This is a genomic window from Salegentibacter maritimus, assembly GCF_016236915.1.
GTDB classification, from domain to species: domain Bacteria; phylum Bacteroidota; class Bacteroidia; order Flavobacteriales; family Flavobacteriaceae; genus Salegentibacter; species Salegentibacter maritimus.
On record NZ_JAEHOK010000025.1, the window covers coordinates 20,022 to 38,032 of the forward strand.

Here is an 18,011-nt window from a genome sequence, read left to right on the forward strand (position 1 = left end):
AAAAAGTATTCCAAAATAAAATATTTAGTGTTAAAATTTTAAAACTTAATGGGAGTGTGGTATTAAAAATTAGATATCAAAAGGCTACCGGGAAGATTCTAAAACAAGATTTAGGAAAACATTATTTGGGATGGGTTTAGCATACCGGCAATTTGTTTTTATCTTTATCCCCAAATTAACTAATATTATGAATAAGAAAGTCCTACTAATGATTTTAGACGGATGGGGAATTACGCAAAACCCAGACGTTTCAGCTATTGCCAAAGCAAATACTCCTTTTATGGATAATATCCTGGAGAATTATCCCCACGCCGAACTACGCACCGACGGCATGCAGGTTGGGTTGCCAGACGGACAAATGGGAAATAGCGAAGTAGGACATATGAACCTTGGTGCCGGCCGTATTGTTTACCAGGATTTGGTAAAAATTAACATGGCCGTAGAAAAAAATACCCTAAAAGATGAACCCGTATTGGAGGAAGCTTTTAATTATGCTATAAAAAATAATAAGCCTATTCATTTTATGGGGCTTTTAAGTGATGGTGGAGTACATTCCCATATAAATCACTTAAAAGGATTATTATCAGCTGCGGAAGAATTTGGTGTTAAAGAAAAATATGTACATGCTTTTACCGATGGCCGTGATGTAGACCCGCATTCAGGAAAAGGTTTTATTGAAGAAATAGAGCAACACCTGGAGAAAACGAATGGAAAATTAGCTTCCGTAATTGGACGTTACTATGCCATGGACCGCGATAAGCGTTGGGAAAGGGTAAAAAAAGCCTACGATCTTATAACCAAAGGAGAAGGCACAAAATCTACTAATGCAACAGATGCCATTGCTAAAAGTTATAAAAATAATGTAAGCGATGAATTTATAGAGCCTATTGTAATGACTAATGATGCCGGTGAACCGGTGGCTACTTTAAAAGAAAAGGAAGTAGTTATTTTCTTTAATTTCAGGACAGACCGTGGCAGGCAGCTTACACAGGCTTTAACACAGGATGACTTCCCTGAATACAATATGAAGAAAATGCCGTTATATTACGTAACAGTTACTAAATACGACGATAGTTTTGAAGGCATAAATGTAGTTTTCAAAAAAGACAATATTAAGTCTACCCTGGGGGAAGTACTGGAATATATGGGTAAAAAGCAAATTAGGATTGCTGAAACCGAGAAGTATCCTCACGTTACATTTTTCTTTAGCGGTGGTCGTGAAAAACCCTTTAAAGGTGAAAAACGCTTAATGTGCAACTCACCTAAAGTAGCCACTTACGATCTTCAGCCGGAAATGAGTGCTTTTGAAATTAGGGATAAAATTATTCCTGAACTCAAACAAGAATCGGCTGATTTTATTTGCCTGAATTTCGCCAACCCAGACATGGTAGGCCACACCGGTGTGTTTGACGCTGCTGTAAAGGCTTGTGAAACTGTAGACTCATGCGCAAAAGACGTTGCCGAAACCGCCCAGGAGAATGGTTATTCTGTTATTATCATTGCAGATCACGGAAACAGTGAGATAATGATTAATGAAGATGGGAGTCCAAATACCGCTCACACCACTAGTCCGGTGCCTTTAATTTTATTAGATAAGGATGTAAAGTCTATTAAGGGTGGCAAGCTTGGAAATATTGCACCAACAGTGCTGAAGCTAATGGGCATAGAGCAGCCTGAAGTGATGACTGAAGATCCACTAATTTAAAAACGAGATGAATGCTTAATAAAATATTGTTAGTGTTTTTTGGAATTTTTCTAGCTACAGGAGAAGTTTCAGAGGAAACAAAGCTACCAGAAAACATAAATTCACAAAAAATGCTTTTAGGTGAATTCACCAAAGCCGATCTGGAAAAACCGCCTTATTCAAGATGGTTTACCCCGGGTTACGAAAATTATGAGCCCAAAAAAGCAAGCTTACAAGCGATAAAGGAAAACATAGCCGATTATGAAATCCTTCTCTTTATGGGCACCTGGTGTGGCGACAGCCGCTATGAAGTACCAAAATTTTTCAAGCTATTGGATCTAGTAGAGTTCGATAAAGAAAAGCTTACAAGTATAGCGGTAAATTATAGAAAAAAGGCACCAGGCGATTTAGACGAAGAATATAATATTCATCGCGTACCCACCATTGTATTTTTAAAAGATGGAAAAGAGGTAAATCGTTTTGTAGAATATTCTATAAAAAGTCTGGAGGAAGATATTGCTGCAATAGTAGAAGATAAAGAATACACAGACCCTTACTCCGAATAATAGGAGTCTAAGAATAGATATTCGGTTAATCTTATTAATTTTGCACCATGCCCCATACGTTAACTATAGCCGTAGATTTTGACGGAACAATTGTAGAAAATAAGTATCCTGAGATAGGAAAACCAAAACTCTTTGCATTTGAAACGCTAAAAAAGCTACAGGAAGATGGCCATAGGCTCATTTTATGGACGTACAGAGCCGAAGATAAACTAGAGGAAGCCGTAAAGTTTTGCAAGAAAAATGGTATAACATTTTATGCAGTAAACAAAAGCTATCCCGAAGAAGTTTTGGACCGGACTATAAGTAGAAAAATCCTGGCCGATATTTTTATAGATGATAGGAATATTGGCGGCATGTGGGGATGGGGTGAAATATATCAAAGATTAAAAGACCGAAGGATTTTTAGCGAACCCAAAAAACAAAAGAAGAAATTCGGATTTTTAGGCCGATTTTAAATAACGAATATGATAATCACCAAAACCCCTGAAGAAATTGAATTAATGCGGGAAAGCGCATTAATTGTGTCAAAAACCCTGGGAATGCTCGCACCCCATATTAAACCCGGCATTAGCACCTTAGAGCTTGATAAGATGGCAGAAGAATTTATTCGTGACCACGGTGCCGAACCGGGCTTTTTAGGAATGTACGATTTCCCAAATTCGCTTTGTATGAGCCCAAATGCCCAGGTAGTACATGGTATACCCAATGACACCCCTTTGCAGGAAGGCGATATTATTTCTATAGATTGTGGTGCTCTAAAAAACGGATTTTACGGTGACCATGCTTATACATTTGAAGTTGGTGAGGTAAAACAAGAAATAAAAGATCTCTTAAAAACTACTAAAGAATCACTTTATGTAGGAATAAGGGAGTTTAAAGCAGGAAACCGGGTAGGAGATGTTGGTTATGCCATTCAAAAGTACACAGAAGACCGTGGCTATGGTGTGGTAAGGGAATTGGTAGGGCACGGCCTTGGAGCTACCATGCATGAGGATCCTGAAATGCCAAATTATGGAAAACGCGGAAGAGGAAAAAAATTTGTAGAAGGAATGGTTGTAGCCATTGAACCTATGATAAACCTCGGAACCAAAAGAATTAAACAATTACCAGATGGCTGGACTATTTTAACAGCCGACAATAAAGCCAGTGCGCATTTTGAACATGATGTGGCGCTAGTAAATGGCAAACCACAATTATTATCTACCTTTGATTATATTTATGAAGCTTTAGGGATTGAAAGTGATGAAGAAGATGAGTTTAAAGCAAAAGCCCATGATAAAGAATTATAGGGGCGAAATATGGAAAAAACTCCATAAAGAAGAATGGCAGGATCGTTTTGTGTACGAAGTATCTAATTATGGAAGAATAATTAGCTATGTGCAATACCCGGAAGGAGAACTAATAAATGGAGGCCGCACCAATGGCTACACCAGCTTTTCTCCCAGACTGCAAAACGGAAAGCACAAAGCCTACTATGTACATCGTATTGTAGCTGAACTTTTTCTTACAAAAAAAGAAGAGCACAAATATGTAATTCATAAAAACTTTAAGAAAGACGACAATCGTGTAGAAAACCTGGCCTGGACCACGCCAGACGAATGGGTAAAACACCAGCATAACAGCCCATTGGTAAAAGAAAATAAACGAAAAAGAAAGTTACGTCAGGTAGTAACCTATTCTAAACTCACCTATGCCCAGGCAGTGGTTCTAAAAAAGAAACTTTTAGATCCTAAAAGAAAAACAAGAATTAAGGTATTGGCTAAGCAGTTTGGAGTTTCAGAAATGCAACTTTATCGTATAAAATCTGGTGAAAACTGGGGTGACATTAAAGTATAAACCGCTTTATAAATCTTTAAATGAGTAAACTTTTTAAAGTAGTTTTAAATACTGTACCCCGCCCTGTCCTAATAAAATTAAGCTATTGGGTAAAACCATTTTTTAAGTATTTGCTTCGCGGAAGCAAATATACCGATCCTATAGACGGCAAAAGCTTTTCTAAATTTTTGCCCTATGGGTATATCAAGCAGCGTGAAAATGTACTTTCCCCCTCTACCCTTTCCCTGGAAAGACACCGCCTACTTTGGCTTTATTTAAAAAATGAAACTGATTTTTTCAGTAAAGACTTTAAAGTCTTACATTTTGCACCCGAGCAGGCGTTTTATAAACGCTTTAGAAAGCTTAAAAACCTGGAATACACAACGACCGACTTAAATTCACCTTTAGCCGATGTAAAGGCAGATATTTGTGATTTGCCTTTTAAAGAGAATGAATTTGATTTTATTCTCTGCAACCATGTTTTAGAACATATTCCAGACGATAACAGGGCCATGCAGGAACTTTACAGGGTCCTAAAACCGGGCGGTACAGCTATACTTCAAATTCCGCAGGATTTAAATCGGAAAAATACTTTTGAAGATAATTCTATTACTGATAGAGAAGAACGGGAACGTATTTTTGGGCAATACGATCACGTAAGAATCTACGGCAGAGACTATTTTGATAAATTAAGAAACATTGGTTTTAAGGTTGAAGAAGTTGACTATACCAAACAATTATCTACTGAAACAATAGATAAATACCGTCTTGCCAAAGGAGAAGTTATTCCGGTTTGTTATAAAAATTAATCTTCTACCAAAGCTTCCTCAAATCCGTTTGAAGTAAAAACCCGAATACTTTTCGCATCATCTACATAAATAAAATACACATCTACATTATCAAGTTCTTCCAGCATTTCTAAAGATTTTTCATAGCCTAATGCCATAAAAGCGGTGGCGTAGCCATCGGCCAGGGTACAGTTTTCAGCAAGTACAGATGCGCTAAGCAAATTGCTTTTTTCAGCTTTGCCGTTTAAGGGATTTATAGTGTGTACATAGCGATTCCCCGTAAGACTGTCTATTCTGAATTTTCTATAATTTCCTGAAGTTGCCATCGCACGGTTTTTAAGCGCAAGAACAGTTTGTAAAGTTCGTTCAGCATCCGTTTGCTCCGGATTATCTATTGCTACCATCCAGGGAGATTCTCGCTCTAGATTTTGCCCTTTGGCAACCAACTCTCCCCCAAGTTCAATAAGATAATTTTCCACGTTATTTGCATCCAAATATTCAGCAATAACATCTATGGTATACCCTTTGGCTATCGCATTAAAATCTATAAAAATTCGTGGATTTTCTTTTTTAATCCTGTTCGTCTCGGTTAAGTTTATCTTTTCAAAACCTACAAATTCCCTTATAGAATCTAAAACGGTCTGGTTTGGCTCATTTAGCGGCTTATCTGGTCCAAATCCATAAGCATTTACCAAACTACCCACCGTTGGATCAAAATAGCCCTTGCTTTCTTTAAAAATCTGTTTAGAATAGTTGAATACATTTTTGAAATGAACGTCAACTTCCACATTTTCACCAGTATCATTAATACGGGAAATATCAGAATCACCCCGGTAGGTGCTCATTGAAACATTTATTACTTCAAAAATAGAATCTAAAGCCTTTTCGATATTAAAATTTTCCGAAGAAAAATATTTTACCTGGTAGCTTGTTCCAAGGGCATTTCCGGTATATGTATTTGCCTGGGGGGCCTTATTTTTACAGGAAATGAGTAGAAAAATAAGAAGTAAGGGAAAAATTACGTTTTTCATTTATAAAAAATTGAAGAAATAGAATGCCACGAATATGTTATATTAAATAGTGCGCATGATACGCTTAAATTTCCTGCCAGCCTTCATAATTAACCACATAAGCTTCGCCATGCATCACAGGTTTTTCATAATCGGCAGAATTGGCAAGTCCCACTCCTGCATAAAATGTTCTGGCTTTAAATTTTATAGCATGGTCTTTAATAGATTGCAGGAATGCCATATCATACTCTTTGGGGTTATGTGGGTATTCTATTGCACGAACAATTACAAAATGAAGTTTTTTGTTTTTTAAAGCGACGAATTGTGGGTCTTTTTGTATTTCACTATTCACCCCAAGAAATTCATAGCCCTGTTCTTCAAGTTCCTTACCCACAATATTCATTGCAAGATTATGTAACTCCTGATCATTTAATTTCGCCATAGTGCAAAAATAAAAAATCCCGCTGTAAAAAGCGGGATTCTGTTTTTATTAACCTCCAAAATCATCAAACCTGATGTTTTCCGGCGGCATTCCGAAATCTTCACCCATTTTCTGAACGGCTTTGTTCATTAACGGCGGTCCACAGAAGTATAATTCAATATCTTCCGGCTCTTCGTGATGACTTAAATAATTATCTATTACAACCTGGTGAATAAAGCCAACGAATCCATCTCCTTCATCGTCCAAACTTTTCTTCACTTTCCAATTGTCTTCCTCCATAGGTTCAGAAAGCGCAAGGTAGAAACGGAAGTTCGGGAAATCTTTTTCCAAAGCTCTAAAGTGCTCTATATAGAATAATTCTCTCTTAGAACGCCCACCATACCAATAAGTAACTTTTCTACCGGTTTTAAGGGTACGGAACAAATGGTAAAGGTGAGAACGCATTGGCGCCATCCCGGCACCACCACCTACATAAAGCATTTCTGCTTCACTATGGTTAATAAAGAATTCTCCATAAGGACCAGAGATAATTACCTTGTCTCCTTTTTTCCTTGAGAAAATATAAGAAGAAGCTATCCCCGGGTTTACATCCATCCAGGTATCTTTTGCTCTATCCCATGGCGGCGTGGCTACACGTACGTTAAGCATAATCTCACGTCCTTCAGCAGGATAAGAGGCCATAGAATAAGCTCTTTCTACTGTTTCAGGGTTTTTCATTACCAGTGGACGAAGTTTAAATTTATCCCACTCTGCCTCAAACATATCTGGTGTATCGTGTTCTTCAGGGTGAGCAGTGATATCCATATCACTAAACTTAACCTCACACTTAGGAATTTCAATTTGAATATAACCACCGGCCTTATAATCCATATCTTCAGGAATTTCAACAACAAACTCCTTAATAAAAGATGCTACATTATAATTTCTAACTACGGTAGCTTCCCATTTTTTAATTCCGAATACTTCTTCCGGAATGGTGATTTTCATATCCTCTTTCACCTTTACCTGGCAACCCAATCGCCATCCCTGTGCGATTTCTTTACGGGTAAAATGTGGCTCTTCGGTAGGAAGGATAGCACCGCCACCTTCTTTTACAATACATTTACACTGTACACAGGTTCCACCACCACCACAGGCTGAAGGTAAAAATAGTTTATTATCTCCTAAAGTTGAAAGCAATGTTCCTCCAGAACCTACTTCCATATCTTTTTCCCCATTTACATTAATGGTAACCGGGCCCGAAGGTGCTAATTTTGCCTTTGCTCCCAGCAACACAGAAACCAAAATGAGTATCAATGCTAAAAATACTACTATACTTGCTATAATAACTGTCATAATCTTTCTTTTGCGATTATAATTTAATTCCCATAAAACTCATAAATCCTAGCGCCATAAGTCCGGTGATTATAAATGTAATCCCCAAACCTTTTAATGGAGCAGGCACATTAGAGTAGGCTATCTTCTCTCGAATAGCTGCAATACCAAGAATTGCCAGGAACCATCCAATTCCACTACCAAACCCATAGGTTACAGCTTCTGTTATAGCTCCAAAATCTTTTTGTTGCATAAAAAGCGATCCTCCAAGAATAGCACAGTTTACAGCAATAAGAGGTAAGAAAATACCTAGAGCACCATATAAAGCAGGAGCGAATTTTTCAACAATCATCTCTACTAATTGTACCATAGAAGCAATTACAGCAATAAACATGATAAAGCTTAAAAAGCTAAGGTCTACATCGGCATATTCTGCACCAAGCCATTGCAAGGCTCCCGGTCTTAACAGGTAGTTATCCAGCAAGTAGTTAATTGGTACCGTAATAGTAAGTACGAAAATTACCGCCGCACCTAATCCAACAGCTGTTTTCACGGTTTTTGACACTGCTAAATAGGAACACATCCCTAAGAAGTAGGCAAAAATCATATTTTCTATGAAAATACTTCTAACAAATAAGTTTACTAATTCCATAATTTAATTTTATTAAAGCTGTTGTGCTTTTAGTTCTCTTCTATTAGTTTACGGTTTCTGGCTCGTTGTACCCAAATTAGCAATCCAACTACAATTAGTGCCATTGGGGAAAGTAACATAAGTCCGTTGTTTTCGTATCCTAAAGCGTATAAGCCTGTTGAATCAGCAAGCGTTGCTGCTTTATGTCCTAAAACCTCATAGCCAAATAACTTACCTGAACCTAAAAGTTCACGGAAAAATGCTACGATTATAAGAATTAAACCATAACCTGCGGCATTCCCTACACCATCAAGGAAAGATTTGTAAACTCCGTTTCCTAAGGCAAAGGCTTCTAAACGTCCCATCACAATACAGTTGGTAATAATAAGTCCAATAAATACCGAAAGCTGTTTACTTACATCATAAGCATAAGCTTTAAGTACCTGGTCTACCAAAACCACCAGTGATGCCACTACCACAAGTTGCACAATAATTCTAATTCTACTTGGAATTAAGTTACGCAGCATAGAAACAATAATGTTACTAAACGCCATTACAAATACCACGGCAATAGACATAACCACAGCGGGTTCTAATTGTACCGTAATTGCCAATGCCGAACAAATACCCAATACCTGTACCGTAATTGGGTTATTATCGTCTAAAGGATCTGACAATAATTTTCTATTACCTTTAGAAAGGAAATGTTCTTTCTCTTCTGAACTAGATAGAAAAAGGATCATATCTTTCTTCTTGGCTTCCTTCGCTTCTGAAATATTTTTTTTCTCTGTAGCCATAATTACTTAGTTGCAACTTTAATTTCTGTTTGCTGTTTGAAGTAAGGCAGATAACGTTGAAGTCTTTCAGAAATCATATCAGATACTCCGTCTCCGGTAATCGTAGCCCCAGAGATAGCATCTACCTTATTATCGTCTTTATCTGAAGGATCTATATCCCCTTTTACAACAGATACACCAATTAAATTACCATTACTATCAAAAATTTTCTCGTTTGTAAAACTCTCTTTAAACCATTCTTTGGTAATTTCTGCACCTAGACCCGGAGTTTCACCAAGGTGATCGAACGTAGCACCTTTAATGGTGTTTACATCGTCTTTTAAAGAAACATATCCAAAGATAGCATTCCAAAGTCCGTTACCCCTTAAAGGAACGATATAATATTTAGATCCTTCGTAATTTGCGATATATAACGGATAGTTTTGTTCCTCTACAGGTCGTTTCAGCTCTTTGGCCAAATCTACCGTAAAAGCATCTACATCTTCTTTTACCTCTCCATTTTGATCCAGGGTTAATGCTTCAGTAATATATTGATTGTAAAGCTCTTCAGCTCCTGCTCTATCGGTTTCAACTCCAATAGTAGCTAGAATACTTTGCATTTTTTCCTGGCGAACGTTCTCTTTTTGAATAGGCTGGAGCGAGGTAGCTGTAAAAGCCAGTACCGAAGCTACAACCAACACCATAATCACTGCAAAAAGAAACGTATAACCGTTACTATTTGTCTTATTTACTGATTTTTCTTCCATAACTAAACTGCTGTTTTTACCTGTGTCTTAGCGGATTCAATTCTCTTTTTTCTACGTTTGATATTCGACTGAATTACGTAGTGATCTATCGTTGGCGCAAATACGTTCATTAACAAGATTCCCAACATTACCCCTTCTGGGTATGCAGGGTTAAACACCCTAATCATAACCGAAAGAAAACCTATTAAAAATCCATAAATCCATTTTCCTTTCATAGTTTGCGCAGCCGACACAGGGTCTGTAGCCATAAACACAATACCAAATGCAAGACCACCAATAATTAAGTGACCGTACCAAGGAAAGTTTGTAAGCTCATTACCTGCAACCCCCATTGAAGGAAGGGCGTTGAATATTAGTCCCATAACCGCTGCACCAATAAACGCACTTAATATAATTCTCCAGCTTCCTACTTTTGTTAATATTAAAAGTAATGCTCCCAAAAGAATAAAAAGTGTTGAAGTCTCAGCCACCGATCCCGGAATAAATCCGTAGAACATATCCATCATGCTATAACTTGCATTTTCCCCGGCAGCTAAACTACCAAGAATTGTTTCTCCCGAAATAGCATCTACGGTACTTGCTTCGCTAACCCAAACCTGATTACCAGACATATAAGTTGGGTAAGCAAAAAAGGCAAAGGCCCTTGCTGTAAGTGCAGGGTTAAGAATATTCATCCCAGTACCTCCAAATGCTTCCTTACCAACAAGAACTGCAAATACTACAGACAATGCCAACATCCAAAGTGGAAAATCTACAGGCATAATCATTGGTATTAGCAATCCTGTTACCAGATAACCTTCGTTTACCTCATGCCCTCTAAAGATTGCAAAAGCAAACTCGATACCTAATCCAACCGCATACGAAACAACGATCATAGGTACGATTTTCAATGCCCCGTGAGCAAATGCATCCCAAAAGGTAAAATCACCACCTAATTGAGTGAAGTGTTGGTGACCTGCATTCCACATCCCAAAAATAAGCGCTGGAATAAGGGCAAGTACCACCGTAATCATAGTACGTTTTAAATCTACTGCGTCACGAATATGAGCTCCTTTTTGCGTAGTATGATTTGGGGTAAATAAGAAAGTATCGATAGCATTTACTGCAGGCGCATACTTCTCATATTTTTTCCCTGGCGCAAAAGGCTCTTTTATTTTATCTAATTTTTGTCTAATCCATTCCATAATTCTACTGCTTTTTAACCTACTTCAGTAATCATTAAATCCAAACCAAGACGAATCACATCCTGAATTTCTATCTTGGACGTATTCACATACTCTACTAAAGCAAAATCTTCCGGAGCTACTTCGTAAATCCCAAGATTTTCCATCTTTTCAATATCACCGGCCATACAGGCTTTAATTAGCTGCATAGGATAAATATCCATAGGCAAAACCTCTTCCATTTCACCGGTTACCACAAGTGCTCTTTCCTCTCCATTCAAATTGGTAGTAGGCTTAAACTTCCTGTTTGGAAACAACCAAGACAAAGAAGTTTTTGAATTTGAGTGTATATTGTTATAGGTAAATGGCAACCAACCAAAGGCCCTATACTTATTTCCTTCCGGAATAAGTGTTACTTCGTTCGAAAAGAAACTTATGTGTTGATTATAGGCTATTTTTAATCCGGTAAGGACATTCCCAGAGATAATACGTACATCTTCATCAACCTTTTGAATAAGGGCCGAAACTTCAGCTCCAATTTTTGTTGAAAAATACTTACGATTAGCAGCTTCACTACCTGTTACGGCAACGGTTCTATCAGCAATATAATTTCCTGTTAGAAAAACATTACCTATTATACTCACATCTTCAGGTTTTACAGTCCAAACCCTATCCCCTTGATTAATTGGGTCTATTTCATGAATTTGAACTCCAACATTTCCTGCAGGATGTGGTCCTTTTACATTATGCAGCTCAACCCCTTCAATATCCTTTAAATATTGAGCAGAACTGGCATCTACTCCCAGATGCACTTTACCCGGCGTTAGCTTTTTAAGCGCATTTATACCTTCCTGAAAAGCAGCTAACCTGTCTTTTAAAATAAAGCCCCAATCTGGAGCTAAAGGGGCAGTGCTTACCGCAGAAATAAAGATAGCTTTTGGCGTATCTTTAGGATCAGCTACGATATCGTAAGGCCGTTGATTAATAAATGCACCACAACCACTTTCTAGAATGCGTTGTTTTACAGCTTCAGCATCAGATGAAGCAGCGTCCATTTTTCCAAAATCTTTGTAAGTGTCTTCCGGATCGGCCTCTATAATAACTTCCATGATTTTACGCTTTTCACCACGCTTAATTTGCTTAAGCACGCCACTTACAGGACTGGTAAAACGTAATTCATCGGTGTATTTTGAGAAGAAAAGTTCATCGCCGGCGAGGACCTTAGCCCCTTCTTTTAAAACCATTTTTGGTACCAAAGCGTGAAAATCTGGCGGTTTAATTGCGTAGGTTTTAGACCTTGGAGCTTTTACAAGCTCTTTTTCCGCTTCCCCTTCTAATCTTAGAGATAATCCTCTTTTAATTCGAATGCCTTTTGACATAGGATGGAGTGTATGTTAAAAATTTTTGTTTTGAGTGGTGCAAATTTAGGAATTTAAACCACACTTTTCCCATGAAACCAAAGATTTTTAAGCATTTAAAACTGTTAAAGTGAAATGTTAAAAATTATAGAATAATATTTGTACTTACATTTGTGCAGATTCTATTTTAATGAAAACTACTCTATCAGTCCTATTCCTACTCATTACACCACTGGCAATAACCGCCCAGGTTGCACAGGAAACGCTTCCTCCAAACTATATTAGAAGTATTCAACTATCAGGACAGGACAAAAACACCTATGGAAACCCTGTCTTAAAATTGGGAGAGTCTTTAATTTTAGAGTTTGATGATATTATTGGTGATGAAGCCGATTATTATTACACCATAGAACATTACAATTACGACTGGTCCCCCACGCAATTAGCAAAAAGCGAATATTTACAGGGTTTTGACGATATAAGAATTTTTAACTATCTAAATTCCTACAACACACTTCAGGCATTTTCCCATTACAAGCTAGAGATCCCTAATGACGATACCGGGGGTTTTAAAGTAAGCGGAAATTACATGATCAAAATCTTTAACAGTGAAAAAGAGTTGGTTTTTTCCAGGAAATTTATGGTTTACGAAAATTTAGCCCAGGCCAAAATCAATCTTAGACGCTCAAGAAACCTGGAGTTTATAAACGAAAAACAAGTAGTAAATTTCACTATTGAATCTCCGGACTTACTGCTTAAAAATCCAGAAAACAATGTAAAAGTCCTTATTACCAAAAACCACAACTTAAAAACAGCAATTAAAGACATTGAGCCCCAATACACCATAGGCAATGATTTGGTATACCGTTACGATGCCAAAACGGCATTTTGGGGCGGCAATGAATATATTCAGTTTGACAATAAAGAACTAAGAGCCTCTACCGCAGATATTAGCCAGATTGCATTAAAAGATTTATATCATCATTATTTATTTACAGATCGTACCAGGTCTAACGAACCTTACACCTACAACCCCGATATTAACGGCCAATTTCTAATAAGAAGCATCCCGGCAGAAAACCCTTCCATTGAAGCCGAGTATGTTTGGGTGCATTTTAAACTTGAAAATTACTCAGAGTTAAACAGAGGTGAGGTTCATATTTATGGAGCTTTTAATAATTTTAATTTAGACAAAAGTACTCGCCTTACTTACAACAAAAATTCTGATCTTTACGAAGGGGCAAGACTTTTTAAACAAGGATTTTACAATTACAAATATGTCTTAAAACGCACTGACGGAACAATTGATGAAGGTTTCTTTAGCGGTAATTTTGATGAAACCGAAAACTCCTATCAGGTTTTGATTTATTATCGAAGCCCGGGCGCCAGATACGACCGATTAATAGGCACAGGAACAGCGAATTCTACCTCAATTACAAATTAAGAGCCTAACCAACTCAACTCCTCATGAAAAATGGCAAGCAATAGATTTGATCTTAAATATAGGGGCACCAAATGTTTAAACTGTGAATTCCCATTAGACAAAAGTGATAGGTACTGCCCAAATTGCGGACAATCAAATAGCACCAAAAAATTAAAATTCGACGATTTTTTTTCTGAATTTTTTTCAGGTCTACTAGCTTACGATTCCCGCTTTCAAAGAACTTTAAGGGTATTACTATTTTCCCCGGGAAAAATCTCAAAAGACTACATTAGAGGAAAGCGAATGTGCTACGCAAACCCTTTCCGATTCTACTTAAGTTCCTCGATTATTTTCTTTTTAATTTGGGGTTTCACTAATTCTTTTGACAACATTCAACCAATTCCTGATGCCGATGAAGTTGCCCGGGAAATTGAAAAAGATAGTATAGATGCAAATATACCCAAACTCGTAGCCACCCCTATGGGCAACCTGAATTTAGACTCAATTACCCAGAAACAAAAACAACGAAATTTAAAATCCTATAAAGAAATTTATGTTCCTTCCGGAGAACTGGACACCCTGAGTTATTTGAAAGCAGGAAATAAAAAATTCAACATCTTTTCGCGGTTTTATAAAGAAAAATCTATAAGAAGTGCAGAAACTGCCATGGACAGCCTTTCTTATCCGCAAACAAATTACAATCATTGGTTATACAAAAAAGCAGTAGACTGGAACACTGTAAAAAACAATCCCGGACTATTCTTTAATTACTTTGTCAACAAATTACCTTTTATCATCTTCTTTTATTTACCGGTATTCGCATTATTCATCTGGCTGTTATATGTAAGAAGGCCTTTTAATTATATGGAGCATTTAATTTTTGCTTTTCATGTACAAACCACCTTTTTTATAGTTTATGCCCTGGCGTTATTATTAGATTATGTTTTCGAGAACTGGGCATTTACTATTGCAAACCTGATTTTCCCCTTCTATTTATACAAGGCGATGCGTAATTTTTATGAACAAAGGCGTGTTAAAACCATTGTAAAGTTCGCACTCCTAAACTTTATATTTTTTATTTTAGCAGGAGTTGCAACAATTATTTCGATACTGGCATCTTTTGCAATTTATTAATTATGGTTCAACAAGTTACAAGAGGAATAAAGATTTCGGTTAAAACCAACTTTGAAGGCACACTATTAAGAAGCCCAGACTCTCGTTTTGCTTTTTCTTATCATATCACCATAGAAAATCAAAGTAACGACTCAGTGCAATTAACTTCTCGCTTTTGGGAAATAAAAGACGCCCTAAATCATACCGAAATTGTAAAAGGCGAAGGAGTTATAGGCCAAAAACCGGTTTTAAAGCCCGGTGAATCACACACCTACCAAAGCGGCTGCCTTCTAAACTCGCCATTTGGTTCTATGAGCGGATATTACAATATGGTAAGCTTCACTTCAACCCAAAAATTTAAAGTAAAAATCCCAACCTTTAAATTAAGCGCTCCTTTTGCTGTAAATTAAAGTCCCTGAAATTCTTTAATTTCAAGCCGATTTTTCTCGAGATCTTCATATTTAAAAGTCAACTTCCCCGGCATAAATTCTATTTGAGAGATACTTTTGGTCTTCACAAACCCCCTATCCATAATTAAACCCACCTCTTTATTATTCTCTCCTGCAGCATGATGAAAGTCCCATATATTTTTAGCTGAAAGATTTTGCCTGTTCTGAAAGTCTTCAAACCAGGTCTTACGAAGATCTTTCATTTCTGAAGTATATAATGGAGATGAAGACCAAATTTGTGGTTTTAAAGGTAATTTCTTAAAATGCTTCTGGCTGGCATCCCACACAAATTCCGCAAAAAATAATTCTGAAGACCAATCTACTATCACTACTGTAAAAGGCTCTATATCTTTTAAATTATAGTCTTGTATTTCACTTTCAATATTACCGGCAACAAGCCAATCTATTAGGACCAACCCCCTACTCTTTCTGTAGTAATTTTGCCGTTTATGCGAAACATAACCTCCATTCATTAGGCATAAAACCCTTCTTCTCTGGCTTATACCAATCCAACTACCACCAGCTACCGCATCTTCAGGAAAAAGCAATTTCTGGTCTACCAGGGTTTTAAATTTCGGCATATACGTTTCTCTTTTACTGGCTTCATCCCTATTAGATGTTAAAACAAAGCCATTTTTATTTCTAAAATGCGGCGTAATACTAATTGTGCACATAAATTTTTCTTAATAAAATTACTGCTTTCACTAAAATAGTTAAGCTTTCTTAAATGCTCATTTAGAGTAATTAAAAATCACCTATTTTTTTTAACTTTAAACACACAAAATTTAAAAATCCAAAAAATACAAAATAACTATGGGAAAAGGTTTTTTTCACGTTCCAAAAGCGATTAACGAACCAGTAAAATCTTATGCTCCGGGCACCCCGGAAAGGGAAGAAGTTTTACTCACTTATAAAGATCTTTGGAACGCTAACACAGAAGTTCCTCTATATATTGGATCTGAGGAAATTAAAACCGGAGATACCAAAACCATTAATCCTCCTCACGATCATCAACACCAGGCAGGTACTTACCATCTAGCCCAAAAGAAGCATGTTGAAAAAGCTATTGAAGAAGCACTGGAAGCCAGAAAGAAATGGGCAAAACTTGAATGGGAGCAACGTGCTGCCGTTTTCTTAAAAGCAGCCGATCTTATCTCGGGACCATATAGGCAAAAAATGAATGCCGCAACTATGATTGGCCAATCAAAAAATATTTACCAGGCCGAGATCGATTCAGCTGCAGAAATTTGCGACTTTTTACGCTTCAATGTAGAGTTTATGAGCGAACTTTATAATGAACAACCAATTTCTTCTGATGGTAACTGGAACCGCGTAGAATATAGACCTCTTGAAGGCTTTGTATATGCTATCACTCCATTTAACTTTACAGCTATCGCCGGAAACCTTCCTTCCAGTGCTGCCCTTATGGGAAATGTAACGGTTTGGAAGCCTAGTGATAGCCAGATGCTTTCTGCACAGATATTGATGGAAGTTTTTAAAGAAGCCGGTGTTCCCGACGGAGTTATCAATATGGTGAACGGAGATCCGGAAATGGTAACCGATACTGTTCTTGCCAGCCCAGATTTTGCCGGAATTCATTTTACCGGAAGCACCGATGTCTTTAAAGGTATTTGGGAAAAAGTTGGAAAAAATATTAGAAACTATAAATCTTATCCAAGAATTGTAGGAGAAACAGGAGGAAAAGATTTTATCCTTGCTCATCCAACTGCTAATCCAAAACAAGTTGCAACCGCTATTTCCCGAGGTGCATTTGAATACCAGGGGCAAAAATGTAGTGCTGCTTCAAGGGTTTACCTTCCTAAAAGCCTTTGGCCAGAGATAAAGGATTTTGTTGTAGAGGATGTAGAATCTTTTAAAATGGGATCCCCAGAGGATATGAGCAACTTTATCAATGCAGTTATACACGAGGCTTCATTTGATAAACTCGCAAGTTATATTGATAAAGCTAAAAAAGACGAAAAAGCCGAGATTGTGGTTGGTGGAAATTACGACAAATCTAAAGGGTATTTTATCGAACCAACTGTAATTCTAACCACAGATCCGCATTATACCACCATGGAAACCGAACTTTTTGGTCCGGTTGTAACCATCTATGTGTATGACGACAAGAACTTTGACGATAAAAAATGGGTAGATATTTGTGAAACTGTAGATAACACAAGTATGTATGCGCTTACAGGAGCAATTATATCAGGAGACCGTTATGCCGCCGCAAAGGCAACCGACCTACTGCAAAATGCTGCCGGTAACTTCTACATTAATGACAAACCCACAGGAGCGGTTGTTGGCCAACAGCCCTTTGGAGGTGCAAGATCCAGCGGAACTAACGACAAGGCAGGCTCTAAAATGAACCTGATGAGATGGATTTCTGTGAGGCTCATTAAAGAAACTTTTGTTCCGGCCACCGATTACAGATATCCTTTTATGGGAGAATAATTTGTAAGAAATATAGTTCACCAATTAAGAGTCGCAGCAAATAATGTTGCGACTCTTTTTTTTAGTTTTTTTCAAACTTTCTAAACTACAAATACCAACTAAAGGACATAAAAAATAATATATACATACAATTAACATAATTTTTAATCATATTGAAATCATTTTAACGAATTAAAGAACCCTTCACCGAATTAAAAGAAAATACTGCAGCAAATATTGTATTTTAAACAAATAATTGTCTTTGCACCAGATAGT

The 18,011-nt window shown here is 37.2% G+C and carries 19 protein-coding genes; 10 read left to right on the forward strand and 9 right to left on the reverse strand.

Translation table 11 applies throughout. The features are described 5' to 3' along the window. Positions 1–187: 187 nt before the first annotated feature. The 6 genes from gpmI to I6U49_RS14750 are packed head-to-tail and all read left to right on the forward strand — an operon-like array spanning position 188 to position 4,874. Positions 188–1,705, forward strand: coding sequence for a 2,3-bisphosphoglycerate-independent phosphoglycerate mutase (gene gpmI / locus I6U49_RS14725; protein ID WP_198629405.1), 1,518 nt, complete (start codon positions 188–190; stop codon positions 1,703–1,705). 11 nt (positions 1,706–1,716) lie between these two features. Next, the gene (locus tag I6U49_RS14730) at positions 1,717–2,250 is read left to right on the forward strand and encodes a thioredoxin family protein (protein ID WP_198629406.1); all 534 of its coding nucleotides are present in this window, start codon (positions 1,717–1,719) and stop codon (positions 2,248–2,250) included. Positions 2,251–2,297: 47 nt separating this feature from the next. Next, positions 2,298–2,705: a BT0820 family HAD-type phosphatase gene (locus I6U49_RS14735; protein ID WP_198629407.1), complete on the forward strand. Its 408-nt coding sequence runs from the start codon at positions 2,298–2,300 to the stop codon at positions 2,703–2,705. A 9-nt stretch (positions 2,706–2,714) separates the two neighbouring features. After that, on the forward strand, positions 2,715–3,539 hold the full coding sequence (gene map / locus I6U49_RS14740) for a type I methionyl aminopeptidase (protein WP_198629408.1): 825 nt from the start codon (positions 2,715–2,717) through the stop codon (positions 3,537–3,539). Further along, positions 3,523–4,086 carry an HNH endonuclease gene (locus I6U49_RS14745; RefSeq protein WP_193711537.1) on the forward strand — a complete coding sequence of 188 codons (564 nt, stop codon included), beginning with the start codon at positions 3,523–3,525 and terminating at the stop codon, positions 4,084–4,086. Before map ends, I6U49_RS14745 begins: the two co-directional genes overlap by 17 nt. Positions 4,087–4,106: 20 nt before the next feature. Then, the gene (locus I6U49_RS14750) at positions 4,107–4,874 is read left to right on the forward strand and encodes a class I SAM-dependent methyltransferase (protein WP_198629409.1); all 768 of its coding nucleotides are present in this window, start codon (positions 4,107–4,109) and stop codon (positions 4,872–4,874) included. Here the strand turns inward: I6U49_RS14750 and I6U49_RS14755 are convergent. The 8 genes from I6U49_RS14755 to I6U49_RS14790 form a co-directional block, all read right to left on the reverse strand. Beyond that, positions 4,871–5,884 carry an FAD:protein FMN transferase gene (locus I6U49_RS14755; RefSeq protein ID WP_198629410.1) on the reverse strand — a complete coding sequence of 338 codons (1,014 nt, stop codon included), beginning with the start codon at positions 5,882–5,884 and terminating at the stop codon, positions 4,871–4,873. The two genes, I6U49_RS14750 and I6U49_RS14755, sit on opposite strands and share 4 nt — an antisense overlap. A gap of 64 nt (positions 5,885–5,948) precedes the next feature. Beyond that, positions 5,949–6,305: a Na(+)-translocating NADH-quinone reductase subunit F gene (locus I6U49_RS14760; RefSeq protein ID WP_193711540.1), complete on the reverse strand. Its 357-nt coding sequence runs from the start codon at positions 6,303–6,305 to the stop codon at positions 5,949–5,951. 48 nt (positions 6,306–6,353) lie between these two features. Continuing rightward, positions 6,354–7,640, reverse strand: a complete 1,287-nt coding sequence (nqrF, locus tag I6U49_RS14765; RefSeq protein ID WP_193711541.1) for an NADH:ubiquinone reductase (Na(+)-transporting) subunit F — start codon at positions 7,638–7,640, stop codon at positions 6,354–6,356. Positions 7,641–7,656: 16 nt separating this feature from the next. After that, a complete protein-coding gene (gene nqrE / locus I6U49_RS14770; RefSeq protein WP_193711542.1) occupies positions 7,657–8,271 on the reverse strand; it encodes an NADH:ubiquinone reductase (Na(+)-transporting) subunit E in 615 nt (204 codons plus the stop codon). Positions 8,272–8,300: 29 nt separating this feature from the next. After that, complete coding sequence (locus tag I6U49_RS14775; protein WP_193711543.1) at positions 8,301–9,047, reverse strand: NADH:ubiquinone reductase (Na(+)-transporting) subunit D; 747 nt, start codon at positions 9,045–9,047, stop codon at positions 8,301–8,303. 2 nt (positions 9,048–9,049) lie between these two features. Further along, positions 9,050–9,793, reverse strand: coding sequence for a Na(+)-translocating NADH-quinone reductase subunit C (locus I6U49_RS14780; protein WP_198629411.1), 744 nt, complete (start codon positions 9,791–9,793; stop codon positions 9,050–9,052). A 2-nt stretch (positions 9,794–9,795) separates the two neighbouring features. Then, positions 9,796–10,977 (reverse strand): NADH:ubiquinone reductase (Na(+)-transporting) subunit B, encoded by a 1,182-nt coding sequence (locus I6U49_RS14785; protein WP_198629412.1) that lies wholly within the window; start codon positions 10,975–10,977, stop codon positions 9,796–9,798. Between the two features lie 14 nt (positions 10,978–10,991). Further along, the gene (locus I6U49_RS14790) at positions 10,992–12,335 is read right to left on the reverse strand and encodes a Na(+)-translocating NADH-quinone reductase subunit A (RefSeq protein ID WP_198629413.1); all 1,344 of its coding nucleotides are present in this window, start codon (positions 12,333–12,335) and stop codon (positions 10,992–10,994) included. Positions 12,336–12,504: 169 nt separating this feature from the next. Between I6U49_RS14790 and I6U49_RS14795 the strand changes: the two genes are divergently transcribed. From I6U49_RS14795 to apaG, 3 genes are read left to right on the forward strand one after another with little or no spacing between them, the layout of a single operon-like run. Then, entirely contained in the window at positions 12,505–13,758 is a 1,254-nt protein-coding gene (locus tag I6U49_RS14795; RefSeq protein ID WP_198629414.1) for a type IX secretion system plug protein, read from the forward strand. A 30-nt stretch (positions 13,759–13,788) separates the two neighbouring features. Next, positions 13,789–14,871, forward strand: a complete 1,083-nt coding sequence (locus I6U49_RS14800) for a DUF3667 domain-containing protein (RefSeq protein ID WP_198629415.1) — start codon at positions 13,789–13,791, stop codon at positions 14,869–14,871. Between the two features lie 2 nt (positions 14,872–14,873). After that, positions 14,874–15,260 (forward strand): Co2+/Mg2+ efflux protein ApaG, encoded by a 387-nt coding sequence (apaG, locus tag I6U49_RS14805; RefSeq protein WP_193711549.1) that lies wholly within the window; start codon positions 14,874–14,876, stop codon positions 15,258–15,260. Here apaG and I6U49_RS14810 read toward each other — a convergent pair. Continuing rightward, positions 15,257–15,973: an NRDE family protein gene (locus I6U49_RS14810; RefSeq protein WP_198629416.1), complete on the reverse strand. Its 717-nt coding sequence runs from the start codon at positions 15,971–15,973 to the stop codon at positions 15,257–15,259. The two genes, apaG and I6U49_RS14810, sit on opposite strands and share 4 nt — an antisense overlap. A gap of 139 nt (positions 15,974–16,112) precedes the next feature. Between I6U49_RS14810 and pruA the strand changes: the two genes are divergently transcribed. After that, positions 16,113–17,756 carry an L-glutamate gamma-semialdehyde dehydrogenase gene (gene pruA / locus I6U49_RS14815; protein ID WP_193711551.1) on the forward strand — a complete coding sequence of 548 codons (1,644 nt, stop codon included), beginning with the start codon at positions 16,113–16,115 and terminating at the stop codon, positions 17,754–17,756. Positions 17,757–18,011: the final 255 nt, after the last annotated feature.

Excerpts from the sequence above, each read along its gene's own strand:
- gpmI (WP_198629405.1), top strand. The coding sequence starts at position 188 with ATGAATAAGAAAGTCCTACTAATGATTTTAGACGGATGGGGAATTACG.
- I6U49_RS14730 (WP_198629406.1), top strand. The coding sequence starts at position 1,717 with ATGCTTAATAAAATATTGTTAGTGTTTTTTGGAATTTTTCTAGCTACA.
- I6U49_RS14735 (WP_198629407.1), top strand. The coding sequence starts at position 2,298 with ATGCCCCATACGTTAACTATAGCCGTAGATTTTGACGGAACAATTGTA.
- map (WP_198629408.1), top strand. The coding sequence starts at position 2,715 with ATGATAATCACCAAAACCCCTGAAGAAATTGAATTAATGCGGGAAAGC.
- I6U49_RS14745 (WP_193711537.1), top strand. The coding sequence starts at position 3,523 with ATGATAAAGAATTATAGGGGCGAAATATGGAAAAAACTCCATAAAGAA.
- I6U49_RS14750 (WP_198629409.1), top strand. The coding sequence starts at position 4,107 with ATGAGTAAACTTTTTAAAGTAGTTTTAAATACTGTACCCCGCCCTGTC.
- I6U49_RS14755 (WP_198629410.1), bottom strand. The coding sequence starts at position 5,884 with ATGAAAAACGTAATTTTTCCCTTACTTCTTATTTTTCTACTCATTTCC.
- I6U49_RS14760 (WP_193711540.1), bottom strand. The coding sequence starts at position 6,305 with ATGGCGAAATTAAATGATCAGGAGTTACATAATCTTGCAATGAATATT.
- nqrF (WP_193711541.1), bottom strand. The coding sequence starts at position 7,640 with ATGACAGTTATTATAGCAAGTATAGTAGTATTTTTAGCATTGATACTC.
- nqrE (WP_193711542.1), bottom strand. The coding sequence starts at position 8,271 with ATGGAATTAGTAAACTTATTTGTTAGAAGTATTTTCATAGAAAATATG.
- I6U49_RS14775 (WP_193711543.1), bottom strand. The coding sequence starts at position 9,047 with ATGGCTACAGAGAAAAAAAATATTTCAGAAGCGAAGGAAGCCAAGAAG.
- I6U49_RS14780 (WP_198629411.1), bottom strand. The coding sequence starts at position 9,793 with ATGGAAGAAAAATCAGTAAATAAGACAAATAGTAACGGTTATACGTTT.
- I6U49_RS14785 (WP_198629412.1), bottom strand. The coding sequence starts at position 10,977 with ATGGAATGGATTAGACAAAAATTAGATAAAATAAAAGAGCCTTTTGCG.
- I6U49_RS14790 (WP_198629413.1), bottom strand. The coding sequence starts at position 12,335 with ATGTCAAAAGGCATTCGAATTAAAAGAGGATTATCTCTAAGATTAGAA.
- I6U49_RS14795 (WP_198629414.1), top strand. The coding sequence starts at position 12,505 with ATGAAAACTACTCTATCAGTCCTATTCCTACTCATTACACCACTGGCA.
- I6U49_RS14800 (WP_198629415.1), top strand. The coding sequence starts at position 13,789 with ATGGCAAGCAATAGATTTGATCTTAAATATAGGGGCACCAAATGTTTA.
- apaG (WP_193711549.1), top strand. The coding sequence starts at position 14,874 with ATGGTTCAACAAGTTACAAGAGGAATAAAGATTTCGGTTAAAACCAAC.
- I6U49_RS14810 (WP_198629416.1), bottom strand. The coding sequence starts at position 15,973 with ATGTGCACAATTAGTATTACGCCGCATTTTAGAAATAAAAATGGCTTT.
- pruA (WP_193711551.1), top strand. The coding sequence starts at position 16,113 with ATGGGAAAAGGTTTTTTTCACGTTCCAAAAGCGATTAACGAACCAGTA.